Origin of the sequence: Pasteurella testudinis DSM 23072 (assembly GCF_900176075.1) — a bacterium.
Classification (GTDB): domain Bacteria; phylum Pseudomonadota; class Gammaproteobacteria; order Enterobacterales; family Pasteurellaceae; genus Chelonobacter; species Chelonobacter testudinis.
This window is the reverse complement of sequence record NZ_FWWV01000035.1, coordinates 78,973-105,262: the sequence shown is the minus strand read 5'-3', so window position 1 is coordinate 105,262 and position 26,290 is coordinate 78,973. Positions and strand designations below refer to the sequence as shown.

At 48.6% G+C, this 26,290-nt stretch carries 24 protein-coding genes; 13 read left to right on the top strand and 11 right to left on the bottom strand.

All coding sequences use genetic code 11. The features are described 5' to 3' along the window. Window positions 1–51: 51 nt before the first annotated feature. Window positions 52–867, top strand: a complete 816-nt coding sequence (gene proC, locus B8880_RS10770) for a pyrroline-5-carboxylate reductase (protein WP_084257610.1) — start codon at window positions 52–54, stop codon at window positions 865–867. Between the two features lies 1 nt (window position 868). After that, window positions 869–2,047, top strand: a complete 1,179-nt coding sequence (locus B8880_RS10765) for a 3-phenylpropionate MFS transporter (protein ID WP_084257609.1) — start codon at window positions 869–871, stop codon at window positions 2,045–2,047. Between the two features lie 12 nt (window positions 2,048–2,059). Here B8880_RS10765 and ubiA read toward each other — a convergent pair whose 3' ends face one another. Together ubiA and B8880_RS10755 are read right to left on the bottom strand one after the other, a co-directional pair. After that, window positions 2,060–2,926 (bottom strand): 4-hydroxybenzoate octaprenyltransferase, encoded by an 867-nt coding sequence (gene ubiA, locus B8880_RS10760; protein ID WP_084257608.1) that lies wholly within the window; start codon window positions 2,924–2,926, stop codon window positions 2,060–2,062. Between the two features lie 108 nt (window positions 2,927–3,034). Next, window positions 3,035–3,880: a rhomboid family intramembrane serine protease gene (locus B8880_RS10755; RefSeq protein WP_084257607.1), complete on the bottom strand. Its 846-nt coding sequence runs from the start codon at window positions 3,878–3,880 to the stop codon at window positions 3,035–3,037. An 85-nt stretch (window positions 3,881–3,965) separates the two neighbouring features. On the opposite strand from B8880_RS10755, the gene B8880_RS10750 reads away from it, so the two are divergent. Next, window positions 3,966–4,280 (top strand): DUF5389 family protein, encoded by a 315-nt coding sequence (locus B8880_RS10750; RefSeq protein WP_084257606.1) that lies wholly within the window; start codon window positions 3,966–3,968, stop codon window positions 4,278–4,280. On the opposite strand, the gene glpE is transcribed toward B8880_RS10750, so the two are convergent. The 3 genes from glpE to B8880_RS10735 form a co-directional block, all read right to left on the bottom strand. After that, entirely contained in the window at window positions 4,277–4,612 is a 336-nt protein-coding gene (gene glpE, locus B8880_RS10745; RefSeq protein WP_084257605.1) for a thiosulfate sulfurtransferase GlpE, read from the bottom strand. The two genes, B8880_RS10750 and glpE, sit on opposite strands and share 4 nt — an antisense overlap. 88 nt (window positions 4,613–4,700) lie before the next feature. After that, a complete protein-coding gene (locus B8880_RS10740; protein ID WP_084257604.1) occupies window positions 4,701–5,576 on the bottom strand; it encodes a DMT family transporter in 876 nt (291 codons plus the stop codon). Window positions 5,577–5,597: 21 nt separating this feature from the next. Further along, window positions 5,598–6,140 (bottom strand): TIGR00645 family protein, encoded by a 543-nt coding sequence (locus tag B8880_RS10735; RefSeq protein ID WP_084257603.1) that lies wholly within the window; start codon window positions 6,138–6,140, stop codon window positions 5,598–5,600. A 184-nt stretch (window positions 6,141–6,324) separates the two neighbouring features. Here B8880_RS10735 and B8880_RS10730 point away from each other — a divergent pair, with 184 nt between their 5' ends. From B8880_RS10730 to fruA, 4 genes are all read left to right on the top strand, one after another. Then, window positions 6,325–6,822, top strand: a complete 498-nt coding sequence (locus B8880_RS10730; RefSeq protein ID WP_084257602.1) for a hypothetical protein — start codon at window positions 6,325–6,327, stop codon at window positions 6,820–6,822. 224 nt (window positions 6,823–7,046) lie between these two features. Then, the gene (gene fruB / locus B8880_RS10725; RefSeq protein WP_084257601.1) at window positions 7,047–8,585 is read left to right on the top strand and encodes a fused PTS fructose transporter subunit IIA/HPr protein; all 1,539 of its coding nucleotides are present in this window, start codon (window positions 7,047–7,049) and stop codon (window positions 8,583–8,585) included. 2 nt (window positions 8,586–8,587) lie between these two features. After that, window positions 8,588–9,529 (top strand): 1-phosphofructokinase, encoded by a 942-nt coding sequence (fruK, locus tag B8880_RS10720; protein ID WP_084257600.1) that lies wholly within the window; start codon window positions 8,588–8,590, stop codon window positions 9,527–9,529. Window positions 9,530–9,533: 4 nt separating this feature from the next. After that, window positions 9,534–11,213: a PTS fructose transporter subunit IIBC gene (gene fruA, locus B8880_RS10715; RefSeq protein ID WP_084257599.1), complete on the top strand. Its 1,680-nt coding sequence runs from the start codon at window positions 9,534–9,536 to the stop codon at window positions 11,211–11,213. Window positions 11,214–11,567: 354 nt separating this feature from the next. Here the strand turns inward: fruA and kdgK (B8880_RS10710) are convergent, their stop codons facing one another. From kdgK (B8880_RS10710) to B8880_RS10695, 4 genes are all read right to left on the bottom strand, one after another. Next, on the bottom strand, window positions 11,568–12,515 hold the full coding sequence (gene kdgK, locus B8880_RS10710) for a 2-dehydro-3-deoxygluconokinase (RefSeq protein WP_084257598.1): 948 nt from the start codon (window positions 12,513–12,515) through the stop codon (window positions 11,568–11,570). A 9-nt stretch (window positions 12,516–12,524) separates the two neighbouring features. Beyond that, complete coding sequence (gene uxaC / locus B8880_RS10705; protein WP_084257597.1) at window positions 12,525–13,928, bottom strand: glucuronate isomerase; 1,404 nt, start codon at window positions 13,926–13,928, stop codon at window positions 12,525–12,527. A 14-nt stretch (window positions 13,929–13,942) separates the two neighbouring features. Beyond that, window positions 13,943–15,391, bottom strand: coding sequence for a mannitol dehydrogenase family protein (locus tag B8880_RS10700; RefSeq protein WP_084257596.1), 1,449 nt, complete (start codon window positions 15,389–15,391; stop codon window positions 13,943–13,945). Between the two features lie 81 nt (window positions 15,392–15,472). Next, the gene (locus B8880_RS10695) at window positions 15,473–16,468 is read right to left on the bottom strand and encodes a TRAP transporter substrate-binding protein (RefSeq protein WP_084257595.1); all 996 of its coding nucleotides are present in this window, start codon (window positions 16,466–16,468) and stop codon (window positions 15,473–15,475) included. Window positions 16,469–16,715: 247 nt separating this feature from the next. On the opposite strand from B8880_RS10695, the gene B8880_RS10690 reads away from it, so the two are divergent. From B8880_RS10690 to B8880_RS10665, 6 genes are read left to right on the top strand one after another with little or no spacing between them, the layout of a single operon-like run. Beyond that, window positions 16,716–17,192, top strand: a complete 477-nt coding sequence (locus tag B8880_RS10690) for a TRAP transporter small permease (protein ID WP_084257594.1) — start codon at window positions 16,716–16,718, stop codon at window positions 17,190–17,192. Window positions 17,193–17,217: 25 nt separating this feature from the next. Next, window positions 17,218–18,519 carry a TRAP transporter large permease gene (locus B8880_RS10685; protein ID WP_084257593.1) on the top strand — a complete coding sequence of 434 codons (1,302 nt, stop codon included), beginning with the start codon at window positions 17,218–17,220 and terminating at the stop codon, window positions 18,517–18,519. A gap of 18 nt (window positions 18,520–18,537) precedes the next feature. Beyond that, complete coding sequence (locus B8880_RS10680; protein WP_084257592.1) at window positions 18,538–20,916, top strand: glycoside hydrolase family 31 protein; 2,379 nt, start codon at window positions 18,538–18,540, stop codon at window positions 20,914–20,916. 12 nt (window positions 20,917–20,928) lie between these two features. Next, on the top strand, window positions 20,929–21,678 hold the full coding sequence (locus B8880_RS10675) for an FCD domain-containing protein (RefSeq protein WP_084257591.1): 750 nt from the start codon (window positions 20,929–20,931) through the stop codon (window positions 21,676–21,678). Window positions 21,679–21,698: 20 nt separating this feature from the next. Continuing rightward, a complete protein-coding gene (uxuA, locus tag B8880_RS10670; RefSeq protein ID WP_084257590.1) occupies window positions 21,699–22,883 on the top strand; it encodes a mannonate dehydratase in 1,185 nt (394 codons plus the stop codon). A gap of 41 nt (window positions 22,884–22,924) precedes the next feature. Continuing rightward, window positions 22,925–23,788 carry a DMT family transporter gene (locus B8880_RS10665; RefSeq protein ID WP_084257589.1) on the top strand — a complete coding sequence of 288 codons (864 nt, stop codon included), beginning with the start codon at window positions 22,925–22,927 and terminating at the stop codon, window positions 23,786–23,788. Between the two features lie 5 nt (window positions 23,789–23,793). Here the strand turns inward: B8880_RS10665 and kdgK (B8880_RS10660) are convergent, their stop codons facing one another. Continuing rightward, window positions 23,794–24,735 (bottom strand): 2-dehydro-3-deoxygluconokinase, encoded by a 942-nt coding sequence (gene kdgK / locus B8880_RS10660; protein ID WP_084257588.1) that lies wholly within the window; start codon window positions 24,733–24,735, stop codon window positions 23,794–23,796. Between the two features lie 66 nt (window positions 24,736–24,801). Next, entirely contained in the window at window positions 24,802–26,289 is a 1,488-nt protein-coding gene (locus B8880_RS10655; RefSeq protein WP_084257587.1) for a UxaA family hydrolase, read from the bottom strand. Window position 26,290 lies beyond the last annotated feature (1 nt).

Genomic DNA, 26,290 nt, shown 5'->3' with positions numbered 1-26,290 from the left:
CTTATGTTAGAATGGCACACATTGTAGCAGACCTGAGTTAAGGAAAAACCTATGCAGCAAAAATTAATCGCCTTTATCGGCGCCGGCAACATGACCCGTGCGATTATTTCGGGGTTATTGCACAGCGGTTATCCGGCGCAAAACCTGATTGCCAGCAATCCGAGCAATGCCAAATTAGCCGCCTTGGCCGAGCTGGGCGTGCGGACTTTTAACGATAACCGACTTGCCGCCGAGCAAGCCGAGGTGGTGGTGTTGGCGGTGAAACCGCAGTTGATGGCAACCGCCTGCGCCGATTTCGCCGATTTGGATTTCAGCGGCAAATTGCTGATTTCGATTGCCGCCGGCATTTCGGTGCAGCGTTTAAGTGCGCTATTGCCTAGCGCGCAAGCGATTGTGCGGGTAATGCCGAATACGCCGTCGCTGTTGTCGGCAGGCATGGCAGGGCTGTTTGCCAATGCAAAGTGCGGTACGGAAGAGAAATCTTTTGCCGCCGATTTGATGAGTGCGGTCGGCAAAATCTGTTGGCTGGCACAAGAAAGCGATATCAATAGCGTGATCGCCGCTTCCGGCAGTAGCCCGGCATATTTCTTCCTGTTTTTGGAAGCCATGCAGCAGGAGGCAATCAACATGGGATTGGATGCCACCACGGCGCGCCAACTGATTCAGCAAGCGATGTTGGGTGCGGCACAAATGGTGATCGAAAATCCGCAGCTCGAACTGGCGACTCTGCGCGAACAAGTCACCTCAAAGGGCGGTACGACGGCGGCGGCATTGCAGATTTTCGAACAACGACAGATCAAACCCATTATTGCCCAAGCCATGCAAGCGGCGGTTCGGCGTGCGCAAGAGATGGAGAGTCAATTTTAATATGCGTACAGTCTCGCCCTTTGCCTGGTTAATCTGTAGTTTTATCGGCTATTTCGCCGCTTATGGCGTAGTGTTGCCGTTTTTGCCGATCTGGCTGAAAAGCTACCACTATTCGGAAGAGACCATCGGCGTCGTGGTGGCGTTCTCTTTTCTGTTCCGTTTTATCGGTAGTATGTTGTTTTCGCAATGGGTAAAGCGGCCTTCGGCGCTGATTTCTATGTTGCGCCTGATCAGTTGGAGCAGTTTGGGATTGGTGCTGGCGATTGCGGTCAGCAGCGAAGTCGCTTGGTTGCTGATCGCCCTGATCTGGCTGTTTAATGCGGTGTTCGGAGCCGGCATTCCGCTGACCGATGCGCTGGCGGGCAACTGGCAGAAACAGGTCAATCTCGATTACGGCAAAGCCCGTTTGACCGGTTCGCTGGCGTTTATCGGCGCCAATTTGCTCGGCGGTTATATCTTGGGCATTTTTGGTGATCAGAGTATGATTTGGCTGGTGACCGCACTTTTGCTGGCCTACGGCGCGATTCAGCTGTTATCGCCGAATCCTTATCCGCGCGATCCGAACGCTAATCCGCAATCCCAACAAGCGGCAACACGCCAGACGGTCAGCTATAAAACCATTTTAGCCAATCGGCAGATTGTGGCGTTGTTAAGCGCGCTTGCCTTGATTCAGGGCGCACATGCCGCCTATTATGCCTACGGCGTGCTGTATTGGGCGGAAATGGGCATCGGAGTCGAGCTCAGCGGCTGGCTGTGGGGAACCAGCGTAGCGGCAGAAGTATTGGTATTTTTCTTTGCCGGCCGCTTGCTGAAAAACTGTTCGCTCTACAGCCTGTTGATGTTCACCTCACTGGTGGCGGTGCTGCGTTGGATCGGCATGGGACTGGCCGAGCATTTTCTGCCATTTTTGCTGCTGCAAACCCTGCACGGGATCACCTTCGCCCTGTGCCATTTCGTCACCATTCGTTATATCGCCGGTTGTCCGAGCAGCTATATCGCCAAGTTACAGGCGTTATACAACGGGGTATGCAGCTGTTTAAGCGTGGCGTTATTCATGTTATTCGCCGGTGTGGTTTATCGCTACGAACCGGCTTGGTCGTTTTACCTGATGGCGCTTCTGGTGCTGCCGGCATTTGTGCTGCTGCAAAAAGTGAAATACCCGCAGCGGATTGAGGAGTAACGCAAATGCCACTCAACAAAAAATGCCCAGCAGTATGGCGATAAAAATGCCCATGCCGAAATAGTTGTTGTTGAGAAAGGCTTTAAAACACTCTGCGCGGCTGCGCTCGCGGGTGAGTTTGCATTGGTAGATAAAGCAAAGTGCGGTCACGGCAAGCGCAAGGTAGTACGCCGGGTGCAGCTGCGCCAAATAGCCGATGGCAAAAAACAGGATCAGGGCAACAAATTGCAACAACGCAATGATTTTATTATCGTATTGCGCAAACAAAATCGCAGTGGATTTCACACCGATCCGCAAATCATCGTCACGATCGACCATCGCATATTGGGTGTCGTAGGCCACTGTCCACAGCAGATTTGCCAAAAACAGCAACCAGCACAACGGCGGCAGCTGTGCGCTGACGGCGGCATATGCCATCGGAATCGACCAACCGAACGCCGCCCCCAGCACAAATTGCGGCAGGTGGGTGTAGCGCTTCATAAACGGATAGACGAACGCCAGCCCGACCGCGATAAACGAGAGCGCAATCGCATAGCCGTTGAGATTCAAGACCAAAAAAAACGAAAGTGCGGTCAACACCACAAACAGGGTTTTCGCCTCTTTCTCGCTCACCTCGCCGGTTGCCAACGGACGGTGGGCGGTGCGCTTGACGTTGCCGTCGATATGGCGGTCGGCGTAGTCGTTGATCACACAGCCGGCGGCACGCATCAGCACCACGCCGCAGATGAAAATCAGCAAAATGCGCGTGTCGGGAATCGTGCCTGCAGCTAAAAACAACGCCCACAACGTCGGCCATAACAACAGTAGTGTACCGATTGGGCGATCAAGGCGCATCAGGCGCGCGTAAGCATTCAGTTTTCGGGTTAATACTTCAGGCATTTTAAATCAATGATATCGTTTGCGACTTCACGTTATGCTGGTCAATATGGCGGTCATATTACCGCAAAATAGACAGAAATGCTCTGCATAACACTGGAATTTTACTTTTTATCTCGATTTTTTACTGTCGAACCAAGCGATTGCCGCGCCGAGTACCAAACCGGAAATATGCGCCGCATTGCCGAAATGCACGTCAAATAACGGCCCGATGAAGCCGCTGGCAATCCCAACCAGCAACATGTAAATAAAACCGCTCGGCAGGCGGAAACGCCGGTGTGAATCGCCGCGACTCATCACATACACATAACCCAACACCCCGTAAACCACACCGGAAAGCCCGAAAAATGCCGCGCCGCTGAAAAAGTTTTGCACCACGCCGCTGATCAGCGCAACCGTCAAAAACAGTTGCAACACTTTAAACGTGCCGCAATATTTTTCAATCATGGCAGCGAAAACCAGCCAGTAGGTCAGGTTAAACAGTAAATGCGGCAAAGACAAATGCACCAATGCATGGGTGAAAAAGCGCCAAATTTGCGTATATTGTGCACTGCCTTCGGGGAAATGAGCGGTTAAATAGATCGATGTTTGATAATCACTCAGGCTTAACAGATAAACCAGCAGGCAGATCAGACCAATCAAGCCGGTCAACGGCGCACGGCGAAGTGCGGTTTTCCATTGCGCCGGATTGGGTAAAAAGCCGTTAAAACGCCCTTTCAGCGAATAGGTTTGCCCGTCCTGCCAGCTGGCTTGGGTGTATTTTTCCGCAAACGGATCACGTCGATAAACCTCCGCTTCCGCTAAAAGTGCGGTTAACTGCGGATCGTCCTGCGGCAAAGCGAAGAAATAGTGCGTTTGTTGCTGATACAGCGGCAGATCGCGTTGATAGCGTTGGCGGATATAATCACGAAAGCGCAGCGCCAATTCCGGGTGATCACTGGTTAAAATTACTTTCATAGTCGTCGGCGTTAGAAAAGCGGTAAAGTTGGGTTATACTAGCGTTTTCCGTAGTCGATTGAAAGAGATAAAAAAGGACTTCAACATGGGCAATCCGCAACCGTTAAACGGTTTTTCCGCATTCAGCTGGGCATTGGCGCTATTTTGCCTGCCGTCGATTTTATGGCCGTTGGCGCTGCTGGTGTCGCCGTCGGTGGCGGAAAATCCGAATTTGGGCAGCCGTGCGGTCTTTTGGTTTTCAACCGCACTTTGGGTTTATCCGTTGCTGTTGTTCTGTACCGCACTTTTGCTGGCGAAATTACGCCGCCGCTCGCCGCAAGCCGCACGGACCCTGTTGGTGTTGGCGTTTATCGCATTTTACGCCGCACTGGCGTATCTGATCGGCAGTGTTTGGCATTAGTCGGCGTCCAAATCGCTTTCGCTCGGCAAACCGGCGCGCACCCAGCCCTCGAAGCCGCCTTGAACGCTGTAAACGTGGTCAAAGCCCTGTTCGACCAAAAAATGCGCCACGTTCAGGCTGCTGATACCGTGATAGCACATCACCAAAATCGGAAAATCATAATCGTAACGATCTAAAAACTGACCGTAACTTTGGTTGGTTAAATGGAATGCCTGCGGCGGGCGGCAGTAGCTGAAATTTTTCAGATCGCGGATATCCAGCAATACCGCCTGTTTATCCTGCACTTTCTGCCACGCCTGCTGCGGGGTCACCGTTTCGATTTCGGTTGTCATCGGCTATCCTTTATCTATCCTGTATTAAGAAAAACGTTAACAGAATGTTATCAGCTAAACAGTACGAATGAAAGTGCGGTGTTGCCGATTATGCCGCTTTGCGGTTCAGCAGAAACATCAGATAACCGCTGATAAAAATCAGCAGATAACCCAGCCAATTGAGCAGATCGGGCAATTGCCCAAACAGCGTAATACCGAATAATGCAGCGAAAATGACCGAGGCATAGGAGTAAATCGACACCTCTTTGGCGCTGGCGTAACGATATGCCAACGTGATGCCGAATTGCCCGACGGTTGCCATCACGCCAGACAACAGCAAGTAGCCGAACTGGGTGAAGGACATCGGCTCAAACTGCCAAATCAGCGGCGGAATCAACGCAATCGTCGAGAAAAAGGAAAAGAAAAAGACGATGGTATAAGGCGATTCCGGCGTGGTGCTCAGCGCCAGCACGCGCAACATCAGATAAGCGGCGGCGGCAAACACCGCACCGCCGATCGCAATCAGATAAGGAAAAAGTGCGGTTTGCTGCGTGCCCGAACTTAACCCGGGACGGATAATCAACAACACGCCGATAAATGCGAGGATACACAAGGCGATTTGACGGACACTGACATTCTCCTGCAAAAAAACCGCCGATAAACCGATTAAGATAAACGGTGACAGTTTCATAATCATATCCGCATCGCTCAGCAACAGATGATCAATCGAATAAAATCCCAGCAGCACCCCAAGCAGCCCGAAAATCGAACGCAACAGCAACGCCTTGCGATTTTTGCGTCGTCCGAAAAACAGCGTACGGTTTCTCCATACCAGATACCCGCTGAGCAAAGCGGCAATTGCATTACGAAAAATAGCTTTCTCCACCACCGGCAAATCGCCTGCCAATTTTACGCACACCGCCATCACGGTGAAACCCAGTGCCGAAATCAGCATTGCCAGCACGCCTTTGCCGAGATTTGTCATCGCAACCGCTCTTTTATCAGATTAATGGTTTTTATGACTGGTACCATACAGGATTCGGTCGGTGTAAGCCATCGCTAACGCCGACGCCAAAAATCCCAAATGCAGCAGCAATTGCCACATCATCTGCTTTTCCGGCAGGTTGGCAACGTTGATAAAGGTTTGCAGCATATGAATCGAGGAAATGCTGATAATCGCCATCGACAATTTCACTTTCAACACCGACGCATTGACATGGTTCAGCCACTCCGGCTGATCGGGGTGATCGTCGGTGTTCAGCTTGGAAACAAAAGTTTCGTAGCCGCCGACAATCACCATAATCAACAGGTTGGCGATCATCACCACATCAATCAGATTCAACACCGCCAGCATAATCGCACTTTCGTCCAATGTATTCAGATTAGTAATCAACTCCCATAACGATTTGACGAATTTGTAGGCGTAAATAATCTGCACCACGATCAAACCGATATAAATCGGCAGCTGAATCCAGCGGCTGGCAAAAATAATTTTACTGAAAATCGAGGTTCTTCTGATTCGATCTTGTTTTTCGTTTGTGATATGCATAATGTTCTAAAAATGTTAACTAAAAAAGTGGAAGAAAATTACCGATTTTCCGCTTAAATAGCAAGATATGCCGGTAAAAATAGCGCATAAAAAAGACAGAAATTCGGCTTTCCGGCGAAAATGTAATAAAATATGCGCACTTTACCGCGATCTATCCCAAAGTGCGGTCTGACAAGGAGTAAACATGTTAAAAAAACTTATCCCGACGGCTTTTATTTTATGCTTAGCCGCTTGCGGCAGCCGACCGGTCATCGATTTGAGTGATTCGCAACGCGATCAACCCTCCTACGCTATCGCTTATCAAACCACCGTGCAGTCTTTCCAAGGGATTGTCGGCAAAAATTATGAAGTGGACGATTTCACCCGTGGCGTGCAGGCGTGGTATCGCGGCGATGTGAAAGAGAACGTGGCCAACATTCGCGATAAGCTGTATAACCAGTTGCAAGACAGCGATGTGTATGCGTTTCGCAGCGGCATTGTGTTTGCCGGCGAGCTGCAAAACAATTTTTCCCGTTTGAGCCAAAACTGCTGGTCTTTACTCAACAAACCGAGCCTGACACAAGGAATTTATGACGCGATGCGCGATTTACGCCGTGACCGCCTACGTGATGAGAATGATCCGTATTTGGTCGCGGGTAGCGAGCTATTCTTACAAAACTGTCAAAGCAGCAACAAAACGTGATTCAGGTCACTTTTTGACGATTTTTATTTTGAACTGAAACGCAGAATGGCAAATAATAGCCGACAATTTAAGTTTGCTGCTTTAGTGATTAAATTAAGCAGCAAAATTTTTTTCTCTTTTGCTGAAACGATTTTTCAGATAATATTTAACCATTCAGCTTGATTTTTCAGCACCAAAAGCAAATTATTTCGTTTTTATCTTTAACATACGCACAGGAGCATTGAATGTTTAACTTACCGGAAAACAACATTCATTTATCAGCAGCCGCCGATAACAAACAACAAGCAATCGAAATGGCTGCCAATGCATTGGCACAAAACGGCTATGTCGAAGCTGGCTACTTACAAGGAATGTTGGCGCGCGAGCAACAAACCTCGACCTTTTTAGGCAACGGTATCGCCATTCCGCACGGCACGCTAGAAACCCGTAATATGGTGAAAAAAACCGGCGTGCAGATTTTTCAATTTCCTAACGGAATCGAATGGGGTGAAGGCAACACCGCCTATATCGTGATTGGTATCGCCGCCCGTTCTGACGAACATTTGGCATTGCTGCGTCAATTAACCCATGTACTGGGCGATGACGACACCGCCGTCTCCTTGGTCACGCTGCAAGATAAAGCCGAATTTCGTGCGATTTTGATGGGCGAGAAAAAAGAGCCTGCCTTGCAAGCCGATTTCGTCAGTTTGGACATTGACACAAACAGCGCACTGACCTTAACGGCGGTTAACGCCGGAAAATTAGAAGCCAAAAGTGCGGTCGACACCCGTTTTGTCAGCCAAGTGATCGCCGATAGCGGCTTGGCAATCGGCAACGGCATTTGGCTTAACGACAATCCGCAAGGCAACCAATTCAACGCCGTCGCTTTCAGCCGTGCCAAACAGCCTTTCCGCAACGCACAAGGCGAAGCCGTACAGGCGGTCGTTACCGTTGCCACCGTTGACGAACAGCTCAATCCGGTATTAAGCCGTTTGCTTGAGCGCGACACGCAACAGGCGTTGTTAAGTGCGGTTTCGGCGCAACAGGTTGTCGCCTTGTTAAACGGCGAAAAAGCGCAAATTGCAACCGCGCAGAGCACAACCGCTCAAAGCGAAAGCCAAAGTGCGGTTAACCAAGTGATCGGCACCTTCACCGTGCGCAACGAACACGGTTTGCACGCCCGTCCGGGCGCGTTGCTGGTCAGCACCGTCAAACCGTTTGCCGCGAAAGTGACGGTGGAAAATCTGGATCGCCCCGGAAATACGGTTAACGCCAAAAGCCTGATGAAGCTGGTGGCATTGGGCGTGGTTGCCGGTCACCGTTTACGTTTTGTCGCCGAAGGCGATGACGCCAAAGCCGCGATCGAAGCGGCCGGCAAAGCGATTGCCGACGGTTTGGGCGAAGGCGCCGGCATTACGCCGAAAGAACCTGACAGCATTGAAGAGGTGAAAAGTGCGGTTGCAGCAGCACCAAACGCCGCCCCTGCCACAGACGCAGCAAATGGCAACGGACAAATTGAAGGCACCTTCAGCCTGAAAAACGAACACGGATTACACGCCCGCCCTTGCGCCTTGTTGGTGCAGACCGCGAAAAAATTCCAATCGGCGATCACAATCGAAAATCTAGATCGCCAGTCTGCGCCGGTCAGCGCCAAAAGTATGATGAAAGTGGTGTCGCTCGGTGCGTTAAAAGGGCATAAATTACGTTTTGTCGCCAAAGGCGAGGATGCGCAACAAGCTATCGACGCCATCGGTGCAGCCATTGCCGCCGGATTGGGAGAATAATCATGGCGAAAATTGCAACCGTTACCTTAAACACCGCCTATGACTTGGTCGGGCGCTTGGCAAAAATCGAACTCGGCGAGGTGAATACCGTTGAAACCTTAGGGCTGTTTCCGGCCGGCAAAGGCATTAATGTGGCGAAAGTGCTGCATGATTTGAATGTTGATGTGGCGGTGAGCGGTTTTCTCGGCGAGGACAATCAAGGTGACTTCAGCCAGATGTTTCAGCGTTTACGTTTGGAAGATAAATTCCAGCGTGTTCCCGGTAAGACACGAATCAATGTAAAAATCACTGAAACGGAGGCTGATGTCACCGACCTGAATTTCTTGGGCTATCAAATCGATGACAGTGCTTGGACTAAATTTGTGCAGGACTCTTTAAACTGGAGCAAGGCGTTTGAGATCGTCGCCGTGTGCGGCAGCCTGCCGCGCGGGGTTACGCCCGAGCAGTTTACCCAATGGTTAAGCCGTTTGGCACAAAGCGGGGTAAAAGTGGTGCTCGACAGCAGCAATGCCGCCCTGACTGCTGGCTTAAAAGCCAATCCATGGCTGGTCAAACCAAATCACCGCGAACTGGAAGCCTGGATCGGCAAACCGTTAAACGGTTTGGCAGAGATTGTCGCCGCCGCCAAGCAATTGCAAGCACAAGGCATTGCCAATGTGATTATCTCAATGGGCGCAGAGGGTTCGATTTGGCTGAGCGACGACGGCGTAGTGCAGGCACGTCCGCCGAAGTGCCAAAATGTGGTCAGCACCGTCGGCGCAGGCGATTCAATGGTCGCCGGTTTGATTTATGGAATCAGCCGGCAATGGCCACAACAACAAACTTTGGCATTTGCCAGTGCGGTATCGGCATTTGCCGTGTCGCAAAGCAATGTCGGCATTAGCGACCACACGTTGGTCAATCAAATTTTGCAGCAAGTTGAAATTAACGTTTTAGAAGGATAATTACATGAAGATTCTACTCCTCGAAGATGTCGCATCCGGCAAAGCCAAAGGCTTTTTAGTGCGTCAGGTTTTGGCTGCGGCTGCTGCCAATGCCGGACATACTGTAGTTGAAAACGCCGCCGATGCCGAGATCGCACTGGTCTTAGGCGCAAATTTACCGAATAATCCGCAATTGACCGGTAAAAAAGTCTATCTGACCGAGCTGGCAAGCGCCTTTGCCGCACCGGAACAAACCTTGTCCACCGCAGTGGAAAATGCCGCCGACTATGTTACCCCAAGCGAAAGTGCGGTCAGCGCACCGAGCACCGGCGGCGTGAAAAATATCGTTGCCGTCACCGCCTGTCCGACCGGCGTAGCGCACACCTTTATGTCGGCGGAAGCAATCGAAGCCTATGCCAAACAGCAAGGTTGGAACGTCAAAGTAGAGACACGCGGGCAAGTGGGTGCCGGCAACCCAATCAGCGCCGAAGAAGTGGCCGCCGCCGATTTGGTGTTCGTGGCGGCGGATATCGACGTGGATTTAAGCAAATTCGACGGCAAATTAATGTACCGCACATCTACCGGTTTAGCGCTGAAGAAAACCGCTGCCGAGTTCGACAAAGCATTCAAAGAAGCCAAAATTTTCACCGCCACTGCGCAAAGTGCGGTCAAACAAGAAGTCAAAACCGAGAAAAAAGGCGTGTACAGCCACCTGATGACCGGCGTTTCGCACATGTTGCCGGTGGTGGTTGCAGGCGGCTTGATTATCGCACTGTCATTTGTTTTCGGGATCGAAGCCTTTAAAGAAGAAGGCACGTTGGCAGCCGCTTTAATGCAAATCGGCGGCGGCAGCGCATTCGGCTTGATGATTCCGGTACTGTCCGGTTATATCGCCTACTCGATTGCCGATCGTCCGGGCTTAACGCCGGGTCTGGTCGGCGGTATGCTCGCCAGCTCGATTGGCGCCGGTTTCTTAGGCGGGATTATCTCCGGTTTCCTCGCCGGTTATGTCGCCAAAGCCATCGCCGATCATGTTAAATTGCCACCGACCATGAATGCGTTAAAACCGATTCTGATTATTCCGTTTATCGCCACGCTGGTTGTCGGTTTGATTATGATTTATATCGTCGGCGAACCGGTTGCATGGATCATGCGCAGCATGACCGAATTCCTGACCGGAATGCAGTCGGGCAGTGCGATTATGCTGGGAATTATCTTAGGCGCGATGATGTGTTTCGATATGGGCGGTCCGGTCAACAAAGCCGCTTACACTTTCGGCGTCGGCTTGTTGGCATCGTCCTCATATTTGCCGATGGCAGCCGTGATGGCAGCCGGTATGGTGCCGGCACTCGGCATGGGCTTGGCAACTTTCTTGGCGCGTAAAAAATTCAGTGCCAGCGAACGCGAAGGTGGCAAGGCTTCGTTTGTGTTGGGCTTGTGCTTTATCTCCGAAGGTGCGATTCCCTTCGCCGCCCGCGACCCGATGCGCGTTATCCCAAGCTGCATGGCCGGCGGCGCACTGACCGGCGCATTATCCATGCTATTCGGCGCACAATTGATGGCGCCACACGGCGGTATCTTCGTACTGGCAATTCCGGGCGCAATCCAACCGGTATTGTTATATCTAGTCGCAATTCTGGCCGGTACCGCCGTCACCGGCTTCCTGTATGCGGCGATTAAACCGAAAGAAGAGAGTTTGGTTTAATTTAGCCTTGATTAATAAGAGAAAACCTCAGCCTTGGCTGAGGTTTTTTGTCATAAGAACAAAATATGTTTTATCAATTACTATACGGTTTACGATAACCGTTTTCGCTCAACCACTGCAACAAGAATTCAGGTTCGTCAGTTTGGAACATGGTTACGCCTTTTTTCGCCCAGAAGCCATAGACTTCCGACGGTAATTTGACATAGCCGACGAGCCTAATAACGCCAATGACAAACTCATTAATTTTTTCATTGCTACTCCTATTTTATAGTGTTGTGAATAAGCCTGATGAATCCAAATCGATTATAAGGTTGCGATATGACAACAAGATGACAGCAACCCATAATTTCACGATTATTTCAGCGGCATTGCACTCTGTGGAATAATCGCGCCGCGCTGTTGAATCACGGCTGCCGCCAAGCGGTGTCCCTGCCGTGCCGCCGTTTCGACCGAATCACCGTGCAAGCGTGCCGCCAGATAGCCGGCGCTGAAGGAATCGCCGGCGGCGGTGGTATCGATCACCTTTTCTGCGGCAATGTTATTCGCCGCAATCTCAAACCGTTTCTCCCCTGTTGCGACAATGCAACTGTCCGCACCGCGTTTGATCACGATTTCTGCCACGCCGTAACCTTGTGTGCGCGCAATCACCGCCTCGACCGCACTTTCGCCTGCTTTATCGTGATCATCGCCCCAAAGTGCGGTTTCATCGTCCAGGGTTAAAAAGGCAATGTCGGTGAAAGCAAGGATTTTTTGATACACCTGCCGCGCCGCATCGGCATCTTGCCAAAGACGCGGGCGGTAATTATTATCGAAAATCACCTTGCCGCCGTTGGCTTTGATTTGCCGCAACAGGGCGTAGAGTTTTTCCAAACTGACGCTGTCCAAAATCGCCACGCTGATACCGCTCAGATAACAATAATCAAACGCTTGCAAACGGCTTAAAACCACCTCGCTTTGCTCCCCTTGCAGCCAATAACGCGCGGCGGAATCATTGCGCCAATAATAAAAACTGCGTTCGCCCTGCGCATCGGTCACAATCGAATACAATCCCGGCAGCTTGTCGGCACGCTGTTGCACTAAGTCGGTCTCAATCCCTTCTTGCTGCCATTGCGCCAACATTTGCCGACTGAACGGATCTTGCCCAAGTGCGGTCACATAACTGACTGAAAAATGACGGTGATCGAGCAGGCGCGACAGATAAACCGCGGTATTGAGCGTATCGCCGCCGAATGCCAATTTCGGATCATTTTCTTTCAACGAAAGCTCAATCATGCACTCGCCGACAACGGCAATCTTTTTCATGTTGCGTCCTTACTTAAAATAGTTTTTCGCATTGTTAAAACAGATATTTTTCACCATATTACCCAGCAGATCCAAATCATTCGGCGCTTCGCCTTTTTCCACCCATTGACCTAACATTTCACATAAAATCCGGCGGAAATATTCGTGTCGGGTGTAGGATAAAAAGCTGCGCGAATCAGTCAACATACCGACAAACTGGCTCAGAAGTCCCAATTGGGAAAGTTGCTGCAATTGGCGCTCCATGCCGTCTTTTTGATCGTTAAACCACCAACCGGAACCGAACTGAATTTTGCCGCCGACACCACCGCCTTGGAAATTGCCGATCATGCTGGCGATCATCTCGTTATCACGCGGATTGAGGCAGTAAATAATGGTTTTCGGCAAATTATCCGTTTGATCCATGCTGTCGAGCAAACGTGACAACGGCTCGGCAAAAGTGCGGTCGGCAATCGAATCAAAACCGGCATCGGCGCCCAACAGCTTAAACATCCGGCTGTTATTGTTGCGCAGTGCGCCGATATGCAGCTGCATCACCCAACGGCGTTGCTGATATTGTTGCCCCAACCAGACTAAAACCGCCGTGCTGAACTGGGCGATTTGCAACTCGCTCAACGACTGATTATCACGGCGCAGTTGTAAAATCTGATCCAGCTCTTTTTCTGCCGGAATCGGTGCAAAACGCAGAATTTCAATGCCGTGATCGGCGGATTTGCAGCCGTGGCGATCAAAATGATCTAAACGTTGCAGCATCGCACGCTGTAAATCAGCAAAGCCGGTAATTGCCACATCACTGACCGCACTGAGTTGCTCAAGATAGTCGTTAAAGTGCGGTAATTCGATTTTGAAGATTTTATCCGGACGGAAACTCGGCACAACGTCAATCTCAAAACTGGTATCGTCGGCGATCGCCTGATGGTATTGCAACGAATCAATCGGATCATCGGTTGTACCGACCAATTTGACATTCATTTGTTGCATAATGCCGCGCGCCGAAAAGCGGCGATCTTGCAGCATTTCATTGCATTGATGCCAGATTTTGTCGGCATTTTGCGGATTAAACAACGTATCATGAATACCGAACGGACGGCGCAGCTCCAAATGCGTCCAATGGTAAATCGGGTTGCCGATACACAACGGCACGGTGTTTGCCCACGCCAGATATTTTTCATAATTGGACGCATCACCGGTAATCAACCGCTCTTCCACACCGGCGGTGCGCAAGGCGCGCCATTTATAGTGATCGCCCGCCAACCAAATTTCGCTTAAATCCTGAAACTGCCGATTTTCAGCAATCTCTTGCGGATTTAAATGACAGTGGTAATCAAAAATCGGTTGCTGCGCGGCGTAATCGTGATATAAACGGCGAGCGGTTTCAGTCGAGAGCAAAAAGTCTTCACACATAAAGGATTTCATCTGGTCGCCTCCTTTTAATCGAGCTGTAGATAGCGGCTGACCGCTTGTCTTGCGCCCAAATCCAACAACGTTTGATAAGCACGTTTCACTTCGCTGACAAAATAGGCATTGTCACGCAGCGATGGCGGAAAAATGCTGTCGATGGCCAGTAATTCGTCCACCACCCGCACATGCAAACCGCACTTTTGATAAATCGTATGGAATTTTTCACTGAGCGGATCTTTCACTTCAATCGGCTGCTCCTGTTCGTCAACGCCGCTGACATAGCGCATCCAAGCGGCAATGCCTAAGGTCAACAACGGGAAATGATGCTGATGTGTTAGGTGATACTGCACCGATTCCAACATACGCGGCGGCAGTTTTTGGCTACCGTCCATTGCGATTTGCCAAGTGCGGTGCTTCAAACTCGGATTGGTGAAACGCTCAATCAGCAAATCGGCATAACGGGTCAAATCGATTCCGTCCGGCATAGACAAGGTCGGCGCTTGTTCGTTTAACATCAATTTTAATGCCGCTTGGCGGTAATGCGGATCTTGCATGGTGTCGGAAATATGCGGATAACCGCCCAAATAACCGAGGTACGCCAAGAAAGAGTGGCTGCCGTTCAACATGCGCAGTTTCATCTGTTCAAACGGGCGCACATCTTCGACCAATTCGGCACCGACCAACTCCCACTGCGGACGACCGGCAACGAAATTATCTTCGATAACCCATTGTTTAAATTCCTCGCAGGCAATCGCGCAAGGATCGTAATAGCCTAAAACATCGGCAATTTCCTGCAAGGTTTCCGCCGTCGCCGCTGGTACAATCCGATCCACCATCGTACACGGGAAAGTGACATTTTGCTCAATCCATTGCGCCAATTCAGGCTCAATTTGGTATGCCAATCCTAAAACCGCACTTTTGGCAATATGGCCGTTTTCCATCACATTATCACAAGACATCACGGTGAAAGGGGCAAGGTTGCGCGCTTTACGCCGTCTGAGCGCCTCCACGATATAACCAATCGCTGAACTCGGTTGTTGCGGATTAGTCAAATCTTGTTGGATCAACGGATTATTTAAATCCAATTTCCCAGTGGCAAGATCGGTGCAATAGCCTTTTTCCGTCACCGTCAGCGACACAATCGCAATCTGCGGCTCCGCTATTTTTTCCAACACTGCCTCCACGCCCTCAACCTGTGCGTGCAGCGCTTCGCAAACCGAATTAATGATTTTCGCCGTATTGTTGCCGTTGCCTTTTTCCAGCACGCAATATTGCAAATCTTGCTTTTTCAGCAGTTCAATCAGATCCTCACCGCCGATAAGGTTCACTTCGGCATAGCCCCAATCACTATCGGAAATCCGTGCCAGCTGATCGGCAAAAAGCGCCTGATGGGCACGATGAAAAGCACCAAAACCAAGATGGAGGATTTTTGGGGCGAGTCTATTTTTATCATAGGTTGTTTGTTGAATGGTATGCATAGATAGTATGTCCTTGCTCACGTTGCTTGATCAAAAGAGGATACCTCTGCCAGTATCCTCTTTGTTTATGTTGCCGCCGAATCAGTTCGCCGGTGTCAGCGCATCAATCTTTTGAATGTACTCTCCAATAGTCGGATCGGCTAACGCCTTATCGTGCATACTTTTTACTGCGTCAATAAACGGTTGTTTTTCAACTTCGATAAATTCGACACCCATTTTATCCTTTGCCTCCTGAACGTTTTCGGCAATCATTTTTACCCACAAATCTTTGTGGTACATCATCGAATCATCAGCCGCTTTTTTCAGTGCCACTTGCTGTTCAGCGGTTAATTTAGCCCAGGCTTTTTCCCCGATAACCAACACATCCGGAATCATGGTATGTTCGTCTTGGCTAAAATATTTCGCGACTTCGCCATGACGCGCCAGCGTTAATGCCGTCGGATTGTTTTCAGCCCCATCCACGACTTTTTGTTGTAACGCGGTATATAACTCGCCATAAGCCAACGGCGTCGGAGAAGCTCCCATCAATTTAATCATCTCAACCGCACTTGGGCTTGGTTGAACACGAATTTTCATACCGACCAAATCCGCAGGGGAAAGAATCGGTTTATTGGCATAAAAACTGCGCGCGCCACCGTCATAATAGGTTAAGCCAATAAAGCCTTTGCCTTGGGAAGAGGCCAGAATTTTTTGTCCGACTTCTTGATCGGCTAAAACACGGTAGTAGTGGTCGACATTGCGGAATAGATACGGCAGGTTATAAGCGCCGTATGAGGCTTCAAACGTCTCTAATTCACTGGCGTTCGATTTTGCCATGTCCAGAGAACCGGCCTGTAATAATTCCATTGACTCCCGTTGCGTGCCGAGTTGGCTATTAGGATAAATACGGATAATCACTTCCCCGTCGGTTAATTTTTTTACCTCGTCTGCCATATATTGCATCGAGATATGTACCGGATGGGTTTTGTCGTTGTTGTGGCTTAATTTCAATGTTGTTTTCGCAGATGCGCCGAAGGCAATACCTGCCGATAAAAGCGTCGTTAAAGCACATGAAAGAAGCGTTTTTTTGGTAAACATAAAAGAGTCTCCATTTGGTTACTGCTTAAGTGTAGTTAGATGTGTTTACCCACAATCCCAATATCTATCCCCTTGGTCGTGGTTGGCTGAAATCTTACAAGGTATTCGCTAGAGATCAAACCAATATAATCATATTGGTGAACCAGATCACAAAATAAACAATTAATAATTGCTCAACATTCAGTTTGATGTATATTTTGGCATGCCAATATGAACATCAACTCTACTTTAATAATTAAGGGATATCATGGCCAAATTCATCTCAACCATCGATAAAGCGTTATCCGCTTTATGTGTCACACTCAGCGTTTTTTTGGTTATTTGCGTTGTGTGGCAAGTTTTCTCTCGCTACGTCCTCAATCAACCGAGCACCTATACCGATGAAATTGCACGCTTTTTATTTATTTGGGTCGGACTAATCGGTGCCGCTTACGCCTTAGGACAAAAAAAGCATCTTGCAATCGATTTGCTACTGACAAAATTAGAATCATCACCTAAAAAACAAAATTTTCTGAATCTGCTGATTAATATCATCAGCCTGTTTTTCATCATTCTGATCATGTGCTACGGCGGCGGAAAATTGGTGTTGGATACGATGAGTGCCGGACAAATATCGCCGGTTTTGGGTATTCAAATGGGATGGGTTTACTTTGCCATTCCACTTAGCGGTGCTTTTATGCTGATTTATCTCCTGAGAGATATTTCTAAAGAATTAAATAATTAAGCCTAGTTAACAAAAGGTAAATAATATGGAATGGTCAACAGTTATCGTACTTTGTTCAACGTTCTTTTTCTTCCTCTTTCTCGGAGTGCCGATCTCCTTTGCCATCGGTCTTTCCTCTTTAATCACTATCATGCTGTCCATTCCGTTTGATGCGGCAATTACCGTTATCTCGCAAAAAATGGCATCGGGATTGGATAGCTTTTCATTGCTGGCGATTCCATTCTTCATTTTGGCCGGCAATATTATGAACCGCGGCGGGATTGCGCTCAGACTGATTGAATTTGCCAAGGTTATCGGCGGTCGTTTACCCGGTTCCTTAGCCCATGTCAACGTGTTGGCGAATATGATGTTCGGTTCTATTTCAGGTTCGGCGGTGGCATCAGCCGCCGCTGTCGGCGGCACAATGGCGCCGTTACAGAAGAAAGAGGGATATGATCCGGCATTTTCTGCCGCCGTCAATATCACATCATCGCCTACAGGATTGCTGATTCCGCCGAGCAACACCTTTATCGTTTACTCCCTCATCTCTGGCGGTACGTCTATCGGCGCCCTATTCTTGGCCGGTTATATTCCCGGAATTTTAATGGGATTATCCATCATGCTGATTATCGGGTTTATCGCTAAAAAAAGAAATTATCCCGTCTCGCCAAAACCGACCAAATCGGAGGCTATTAAAAAAACCTTAGATGCCCTGCCGAGTCTTGGGTTAATTGTCGTGATCATGGGCGGTATTGTCCGTGGGGTTTTCACGGCTACCGAAGCCTCAGCCTTCGCAGTAGTTTATACCTTGATTTTGGCGGTCGTCTTTTATCGTGAAGTCTCTTTAAAGCAGCTGCCAAAAATTATTTTAGATTCCGTTGTCACTACTTCGATTGTTCTTTTATTAATCGGTACTTCAATGGGCATGTCATGGGCAATGGCAAACGCCGATATTCCTTACACCATCAGCGATGCCTTACTCAACATATCCGAAAATCCGATTGTTATTCTACTCATCATCAATGTTATTTTACTGATTGTCGGCGTATTTATGGATATGACACCGGCGCTCTTGATTTTTACACCGATATTCTTCCCGATTGTCACGGAATTAGGCATGGATCCGGTACATTTTGGCGTCTTAATGGCATTTAACCTGTCTATCGGTATCTGCACTCCGCCGGTCGGTAGCGCCCTGTTTATCGGTTGCTCAGTGGGTGGCATAAAAATCGATAAAGTGATCAAACCTTTATTACCATTCTATGCCATGCTTATTATCGCGCTAATGTTAGTCACATTTGTGCCGGAATTAAGTTTGGCGCTGCCACGCTTTTTCTTGGGATACTAGTTAAAATAGGATATCAGAATGAAAACATTAAAAAATTGGCAACTTATCGGACAAGCAAACAATCGTATTGACATACAATGCGATTATTGCTGGAAACTGCATATTTTTGTACTCGAACAGGATATATTCCGAATCGCTTTCAGCCAAGACGAGAATTTCAGAGTGCCGCAAACCTGGGCGGTTACGCCTAATCAATCCGATGTTGACTGGCAGGGACGTGATCGTTGGTCTTCGGATGGCTTTTCCCTGCCGGCATATTCCGTTACAAAAGCAGAAAATAGTCTTATAGTTGCCAGTGAAAAACTGCGGGTTATCGTACATCAGCCGCTCTGTTTAGAATGGCAGTATAACAACAACGGCATCTGGACGACGTTTGTGTCTGATCGGAAAACCGGCGCCTATTTATTCGGTGTTTCCGACAATCAAATTTCACATTTCCTACAACGCGATATCTCCGAGCAATATTACGGATTAGGGGAAAAAACCGGCAATTTGAACCGTCACGGCCGTCGCTTTGAAATGCGTAACCTTGATGCCATGGGTTATAACGCAGAAACGACCGATCCGCTCTATAAACACATTCCGTTCTATATTACGCATACTGAAAATGTCAGTTATGGACTGTATTACGATAATCTGGCCTCTTGCTGGTTCAGATTAGGCAGCGAAATTGATAACTACCATACCTATTACCGCAGCTACCAAGCAGAAGACGGCGATCTCGATTACTATATGGTTTTGGGACCGAAAATTCTTGATGTTACGAAAAAATATACCGCACTGACAGGCGGAACTATTTTCGGACCGAAATGGAGCTTGGGTTACAGCGGTTCAACCATGCATTATACCGACGCTCCGGATGCGCAGGAACAGCTGAAAAAATTTGTCGATTTATGCGAGCAGCACGCGATTCCGTGTGATTCTTTCCAATTATCGTCCGGTTATACGTCGATTGGTAATAAGCGCTATGTCTTTAACTGGAATTATGACAAAGTGCCGCAACCAAAAGAGATGAGCGCTTATTTTCATCGTGCCGGAATGAAACTGGCCGCCAATATTAAACCTTGCCTGTTGCATGATCACCCTAAATATCATGAAGTTGCTCAGGCAGGTTTATTTATCCAAGATTCCGAATCTGATAATCCAGAAATCTCTGTTTTTTGGGACGATGAAGGTTCCCATTTAGATTTCACCAATCCGAACACCATTAATTGGTGGAAAAATAATGTTAAACAACAATTACTTGACTACGGAATTGATTCCACCTGGAATGATAATAATGAATTTGAAGTCTGGGATAATAACGCCAAATGCCACTATTTTGGCAAAGGCTTAGCGATAAAATTAATCCGTCCGTTACAGCCGCTATTAATGATGAAAGCGTCTTATGAAGCGCAGATAGAGTATGCCCCCAATCTCCGCCCGTATCTTATTTCCCGTTCCGGCTCTCCCGGAATGAACCGCTATGTGCAGACATGGTCCGGCGACAACCGCACCAACTGGAACACGCTACGCTACAATATCAAAATGGGTTTAGGCATGAGCCTGTCCGGACTTTACAATGTGGGGCATGATGTCGGCGGATTTTCCGGCAATAAACCGGATCCGGAATTATTTGTACGTTGGGTTCAAAATGGCGTCATGCACCCGCGTTTTACCATTCATTCTTGGAATGATGACAAAACCGTGAATGAACCGTGGATGTATCCTGAAGTCACGCCGATTATCCGTGAAGCGATTAAATTGCGCTATCGACTGATGCCGTATTTGTATAACCTATTATGGAAAGCCCACCATGAGCATGAGCCTATGCTGCGGCCGACATTTCTCGACCACGACTGGGATAACAACACCTTTAAAGAAAATGACGATTATCTCTTGGGACAAGATTTATTAGTCGCTTCCGTGGTTGAACCAGGACAAACTACCCGTGAAGTCTATTTACCGGACAATCAACACGGGTGGTATGATTTTTATAGCCATCAATGGTTTGCCGGTAAACAAAGCATTATTGTAGACGCACCGTTAGAAAAAATCCCGCTGTTTATCAAAGCCGGCAGCATTCTGCCATTATCCGGCAACAGGCTGAAAAACACACAGTATGACAATCGGCGCGAATTATTAATTATGCCGTTTTTGGATCAAGGTGAAACAACAATAACGCTATTTGACGATGACGGTATCAGCTTCGATTATTTAAATAATAAATATTTCGGCTTACATCTGAATATGAAATGTACAGACAATAATATAGAATTAACCATGAACAAGCGTGGCGATTTTATTCCGGAATATACCGAAATAGTATTCACATTGCCGAGCGGGGAAAGCAGGAAATTAATAGTCAATGGTATGCAGACAAATAAAATTAATATTTCCGATATCAAATCTAGTTAGGGGTATTGAGTAATGGAAAATGAACTTCGTTCCTATAAAAAAATAGGACTTTTATTAAAAGAACGGCTTGCCGACGGCATATATAATATTGGCGATAGGCTGCCGACCGAGCGTGATTTTGCCGAAGAGTTTGGTGTCAGTCGAACGGTAATCAGAGAAGCACTGATTATGCTCGAACTGGAAAATCTTATTGACATCAAAAAAGGTTCCGGGGTTTATGTCACCGCACTTCCGATTGCTGCGAATGACGAAAAAGACGATATTTTTTCTGACATCGGTCCCTTTGAATTATTGCAAGCACGGCAATTGTTAGAAAGCAGCATCGCAGAATTTGCCGCCGTTCAAGCCACCAAAAAAGATATCGATAAACTGAAATCAATCTTAAGCCAAGAGAGAAAAAGCCTGGAACTTGGCGAAGAAGATTATATTGCCGATGAAGATTTTCATTCGACCATTGCAGAAATAACGCAAAACGAAGTGTTAATCAGAATGCAAAAAGATCTTTGGAAATATCGAACGGACAGTGAAATGTGGAAAGGACTGCATGCTCATATTCCCAACCAAAGTTACCGCTACCTTTGGTTACAAGATCATGAAAATATCATCACGGCTATTCAGCGCAAAGATGCGGCGTTAGCAAGAAAAGCGATGTGGCAACATTTAGAAAATGTGAAACAAAAACTTTTCGAATTATCAGATGTAGAAGACCCTAATTTTGATGGTTATTTATTTAGCGTTAATCCGGTTATCGTCGGAATTTAATTTTTCATAGGAGCAAAAAAATGGAACAAACATGGCGTTGGTACGGACCGAAAGATCCGGTTTCGTTGGCGGATATCCGTCAGGCGGGGGCGACGGGAATTGTGACCGCACTTCACCATATCCCGAACGGACAAGTGTGGAGTATTGAGGAGATCGAGAAGCGTAAAAGCGAGATCGAACAAGCCGGATTAGTGTGGTCGGTGGTGGAAAGCGTGCCGGTGCATGAGGAGATTAAAACCCAAAGCGGCGAATACCGCCGGTGGATTGAAAATTACCAGCAGACCCTGCGCAATTTGGCAAAGTGCGGTATTGATACCGTTTGTTACAATTTCATGCCGGTATTGGACTGGACGCGCACCGATTTGGCATACCAATTACCGGACGGCTCTAAGGCGTTGCGCTTTGATCAAGACGCATTCGCCGCTTTCGAGTTGCATATTTTAAAACGTCCGGGCGCAAGCGAGACGTATAGCGCCGCCGAACAGCAAGCAGCAAAAGCTTATTTTGATAAAATGAGTGCACAAGACATTCAGCAGCTGACCAATAATATCATCGCTGGTTTACCGGGCGCTGAGGAAGGTTATACCCTTGCCGAATTCCAGCAACAATTGGATCGCTACCAAGGCATCAGCAAAGAACAGTTCCGCCAGCATTTGGCGCTCTTTTTGCAGGAAATTATTCCGGTTGCGGAAGAAGTCGGGATCAAAATGGCGATTCACCCTGATGATCCGCCGCGCCCGATTTTGGGTCTGCCGCGCATTGTTTCCACCATTGAGGATATGCAGTGGTTTGTCGAAACTCAGCCGCTGGCGGCAAACGGTTTTACTATGTGCACCGGCTCTTACGGCGTGCGTTCCGACAACGATTTGGTGCAAATGACCAAACGCTTTGCCGATCGGATCTATTTCGCCCACCTGCGCTCTACTTGCCGTGAGGAAAATCCGCTGACGTTCCACGAAGCCGCGCATTTGGAAGGCGATGTCGATATGTTTAACGTGGTCAAAGCATTATTGAGCGAAGAATACAAACGCAAAGCCGCCGGCAATCAACGCCTGATTCCGATGCGTCCCGATCACGGCCATCAGATGTTGGACGATTTGCGTAAGAAAACCAATCCGGGCTATTCAGCCATTGGGCGTTTAAAAGGTCTGGCTGAGTTCCGTGGGCTGGAGTTGGCATTGAAGAAAGTCTATTTTAATCAATAAGATGAAAACGGGGAATTTTCCCCTTATCATCGGATATCGCCATGCAAAACTATCTCGGACAACTGCTGATGTTTCTGGTCACGCTGATCGGCGCTTCGGGGTGGTTTTTGTCGAAAAATGCCATTGCGGAAATGCCGTCGGTCGGCTTTATGGGGCTGCGATTTCTGCTGGCGGCGATTATTTTCCTGCCCTTTGCTTATCCTGCTTTGTCGCAGATAAGCAAAGCCCACATTATACGCGCAAGTGCGGTCGGCGTGGCATTGGCGCTCAATTTATTGCTGTGGGTGCAGGGTATCACTTACAGCAATGATTTGGGAGAAGGGGCTTTTCTGGTCAGTTTGTCGATGCTGATCGCCCCGTTAATCTCTTGGTTGATTTTTAAGCACCGCCCTTTGCCGGTATTCTGGCTTTCGATGCCGATTGCCCTTGCCGGACTGTATTTGCTGGCTATCGGGCGCTATGGTGAACTGCGTTTTTCAACCGGCAGTATTCTGTTTCTGCTCAGCTCCTTGTCTGCTGCACTCTATTTTGTGCTGAATCATCAATATGCCAAAAATATTGCGTCGATGCCGCTGATTGTGATTCAGTTCGGGATCGTCGGCATGTTATGCAGTGGCTATTCGCTCGCATTTGAAAGTTGGCAAGCGGATATTTCGGGCAAAACCTGGCTCTGGTTTGTTGCCAGTGTGTTGATTGCCAGTAATTTGCGTTATTTTGTGCAAACGGTCGGGCAAAAACACTGCCATATCAGCACGGCGGCGATTATTATGGTGCTGGAACCGGTTTGGACACTGATGTTAAGCGTGTGGTTAATGAACGAGACCCTCACCGCGCTTAAATTGCTCGGTTGCAGCTTGATTCTCTGCGCCTTGTTGGTTTACCGCTTAAACGTGGTGAAAAAATAATATTTTCACATCTTATCTCGTGCAATAATCGCACCACGGTGCTGAATGACCGTGCCAGCCAGTTGGTGTCCTTGCCGCACCGCACTTTCCACCTCACTGCCGCACAAACGTGCCGCCAGATAGCCGGCACTGAAAGAATCGCCGGCGGCGGTGGTATCGATCACCTTTTCTGCGGCAATGTTATTCGCCGCAATCTCAAACCGTTTTTCCCCTGTTGCGACAATGCAGCTTGCCGCACCGCGTTTAATCACGATTTCAGCCACGCCGTAACCTTGCGTGCGTGCGACCACCGCCTCGACCGCACTTTCGCCTGCTTTATCGTGATCATCGCCCCAAAGTGCGGTTTCATCGTCCAGCGTTAAAAAAGCAATATCGGTGAAAGCGAGGATTTTTTGATACACCTGCTGCGCAATTTCAGCATTTTGCCAAAGACGCGGGCGGTAATTATTATCAAAAACCACCTTACCGCCGTTAGCTTTGATTTGCTGCAACAGGGCGTAGAGTTTTTCCAAACTGGCACTGTCCAAAATCGCCACGCTGATACCGCTCAGATAACAATAATCAAACGCTTGCAAACGGCTTAAAACCACCTCGCTTTGCTCCCCTTGCAACCAATAACGCGCGGCGGAATCATTGCGCCAATAATAGAAACTGCGTTCGCCCTGCGCATCAGTCACAATCGAATACAGTCCCGGCAGCTTGTCCGCACGTTGCTGCACCAAATCGGTCTCAACCCCTTCTTGCTGCCATTGCGCCAACATTTGCCGACTGAACGGATCTTGCCCAAGTGCGGTCACATAACTGACTGAAAAATGACAATGATCCAACAGGCGCGACAGATAAACCGCGGTATTGAGCGTATCGCCGCCGAATGCCAATTTCGGATCATTTTCCTTCAACGAAAGCTCGATCATACATTCGCCGATTACGGCAATTTTTACAGGCATCTTGTTGTTACTCCGTGCTAAATCCTACTGATCTGCGTTGGCTTGCTTCCGCTTAAACGTAAACGGCTATAAAGTGACACCGCTCTTGAAGATAGCCAGTTCGCGAAAATCGTTGATTTCATTTTTGGTCGGCTGTCCGTTGACGGTGTTGACCAAGAGATCGAGAAAATTCTCTAACATCTGTGTCATCGATACTGCTTGCAACAGCTGTCCGGCATCAAAATCGATCCAGTGTTTTTTCTTGTTTGCCAACTCGCTGTTGGTAGCGATTTTTAAGGTCGGCACAAAACCGCCGTAAGGCGTTCCGCGTCCGGTGGTAAACAGCACGATATGGCAGCCGGCAGCCGCCAATGCGCTGGTCGCAACCGCATCATTGCCGGGCGCACTTAATAAATTCAGTCCGTTGTGTTTCAAACGTTCGCCGTATTTCAACACGTCCACCACCTGACTGTGTCCGGCTTTTTGCGTGCAGCCGAGCGATTTGTCTTCCAGCGTAGTGATCCCGCCCTCTTTGTTTCCCGGCGACGGATTTTCGTAAATCGGTTGTTGGTGTCGGATAAAATACTGCTTGAAGTCATTGACCATCGCCACGGTTTTATTAAAGGTTTGCTCATCTCGACAGTGGCTCATTAGAATACGTTCCGCCCCGAACATTTCCGGCACTTCGGTCAGCACCGTGGTGCCGCCGTGCGACGTCAGATAATCCGAGAACAGCCCGAGCATCGGGTTAGCGGTGATACCGGAAAAACCGTCCGATCCGCCGCATTCCAAGCCGAATTTCACCTCGCTCAGATAACCGTCTTGCCGCTGATCCTGTGCCATTTGCCGATACAATTGTTCGAGCAAGGCGACACCGGCTTCGATTTCATCTTCGACTTTCTGTGAAACCATAAATTTGACCCGTTCGTGATCGTAATCGCCCAACGTCTGCTGAAACACATTCACCTGATTATTTTCACAGCCCAAACCGATCACCAAAACACCACCGGCATTAGGGTGTTTTACCATATCCTGCAAAATAATTTTGGTATTTTCGTGATCATCGCCCAACTGCGAACAGCCGTAGCTGTGGTTAAAGGTATAAACGCCGTCAATCGCCAACGCCGAATGGTTTTGCAAAAAACGCTTTTGAATCTGACGGGCAATGCCGACCACGCAGCCCACCGTCGGTATGATCCACAATTCGTTACGAATGCCGACTTCGCCGTTTTTGCGGCGGTACAAGCGCACTTTTCTGTCCGCCGCCTGCGCCGAAAGTGCGGTCGAAACCGGCTCGTATTGATAGTCGTTGATATCACGCAGATTGGTTTTGGTATTGTGTACATGCACATGTTCGCCAATGTCAATCGGCTGGGTGGCATGCCCGATCGGATAGCCGTATTTGATCACCAAATCACCTGCGGCTATCGTTTGCAACGCTATTTTATGTCCGCGCGCAACCGCACTTTTCACTTCAAGCGGATTACCGTCGCAATCCAGCGTTTGTCCTGCGGATAAATCCTGCAACGCGACGGCGACATTATCCTGCGGATTAATTTTGATCAGCTGTTTCATT

Bases quoted from the DNA above. Each gene is read 5' to 3' on its own strand.
- proC (WP_084257610.1), top strand. From the start codon at position 52: ATGCAGCAAAAATTAATCGCCTTTATCGGCGCCGGCAACATGACCCGT.
- B8880_RS10765 (WP_084257609.1), top strand. From the start codon at position 869: ATGCGTACAGTCTCGCCCTTTGCCTGGTTAATCTGTAGTTTTATCGGC.
- ubiA (WP_084257608.1), bottom strand. From the start codon at position 2,926: ATGCCTGAAGTATTAACCCGAAAACTGAATGCTTACGCGCGCCTGATG.
- B8880_RS10755 (WP_084257607.1), bottom strand. From the start codon at position 3,880: ATGAAAGTAATTTTAACCAGTGATCACCCGGAATTGGCGCTGCGCTTT.
- B8880_RS10750 (WP_084257606.1), top strand. From the start codon at position 3,966: ATGGGCAATCCGCAACCGTTAAACGGTTTTTCCGCATTCAGCTGGGCA.
- glpE (WP_084257605.1), bottom strand. From the start codon at position 4,612: ATGACAACCGAAATCGAAACGGTGACCCCGCAGCAGGCGTGGCAGAAA.
- B8880_RS10740 (WP_084257604.1), bottom strand. From the start codon at position 5,576: ATGACAAATCTCGGCAAAGGCGTGCTGGCAATGCTGATTTCGGCACTG.
- B8880_RS10735 (WP_084257603.1), bottom strand. From the start codon at position 6,140: ATGCATATCACAAACGAAAAACAAGATCGAATCAGAAGAACCTCGATT.
- B8880_RS10730 (WP_084257602.1), top strand. From the start codon at position 6,325: ATGTTAAAAAAACTTATCCCGACGGCTTTTATTTTATGCTTAGCCGCT.
- fruB (WP_084257601.1), top strand. From the start codon at position 7,047: ATGTTTAACTTACCGGAAAACAACATTCATTTATCAGCAGCCGCCGAT.
- fruK (WP_084257600.1), top strand. From the start codon at position 8,588: ATGGCGAAAATTGCAACCGTTACCTTAAACACCGCCTATGACTTGGTC.
- fruA (WP_084257599.1), top strand. From the start codon at position 9,534: ATGAAGATTCTACTCCTCGAAGATGTCGCATCCGGCAAAGCCAAAGGC.
- kdgK (WP_084257598.1), bottom strand. From the start codon at position 12,515: ATGAAAAAGATTGCCGTTGTCGGCGAGTGCATGATTGAGCTTTCGTTG.
- uxaC (WP_084257597.1), bottom strand. From the start codon at position 13,928: ATGAAATCCTTTATGTGTGAAGACTTTTTGCTCTCGACTGAAACCGCT.
- B8880_RS10700 (WP_084257596.1), bottom strand. From the start codon at position 15,391: ATGCATACCATTCAACAAACAACCTATGATAAAAATAGACTCGCCCCA.
- B8880_RS10695 (WP_084257595.1), bottom strand. From the start codon at position 16,468: ATGTTTACCAAAAAAACGCTTCTTTCATGTGCTTTAACGACGCTTTTA.
- B8880_RS10690 (WP_084257594.1), top strand. From the start codon at position 16,716: ATGGCCAAATTCATCTCAACCATCGATAAAGCGTTATCCGCTTTATGT.
- B8880_RS10685 (WP_084257593.1), top strand. From the start codon at position 17,218: ATGGAATGGTCAACAGTTATCGTACTTTGTTCAACGTTCTTTTTCTTC.
- B8880_RS10680 (WP_084257592.1), top strand. From the start codon at position 18,538: ATGAAAACATTAAAAAATTGGCAACTTATCGGACAAGCAAACAATCGT.
- B8880_RS10675 (WP_084257591.1), top strand. From the start codon at position 20,929: ATGGAAAATGAACTTCGTTCCTATAAAAAAATAGGACTTTTATTAAAA.
- uxuA (WP_084257590.1), top strand. From the start codon at position 21,699: ATGGAACAAACATGGCGTTGGTACGGACCGAAAGATCCGGTTTCGTTG.
- B8880_RS10665 (WP_084257589.1), top strand. From the start codon at position 22,925: ATGCAAAACTATCTCGGACAACTGCTGATGTTTCTGGTCACGCTGATC.
- kdgK (WP_084257588.1), bottom strand. From the start codon at position 24,735: ATGCCTGTAAAAATTGCCGTAATCGGCGAATGTATGATCGAGCTTTCG.
- B8880_RS10655 (WP_084257587.1), bottom strand. From the start codon at position 26,289: ATGAAACAGCTGATCAAAATTAATCCGCAGGATAATGTCGCCGTCGCG.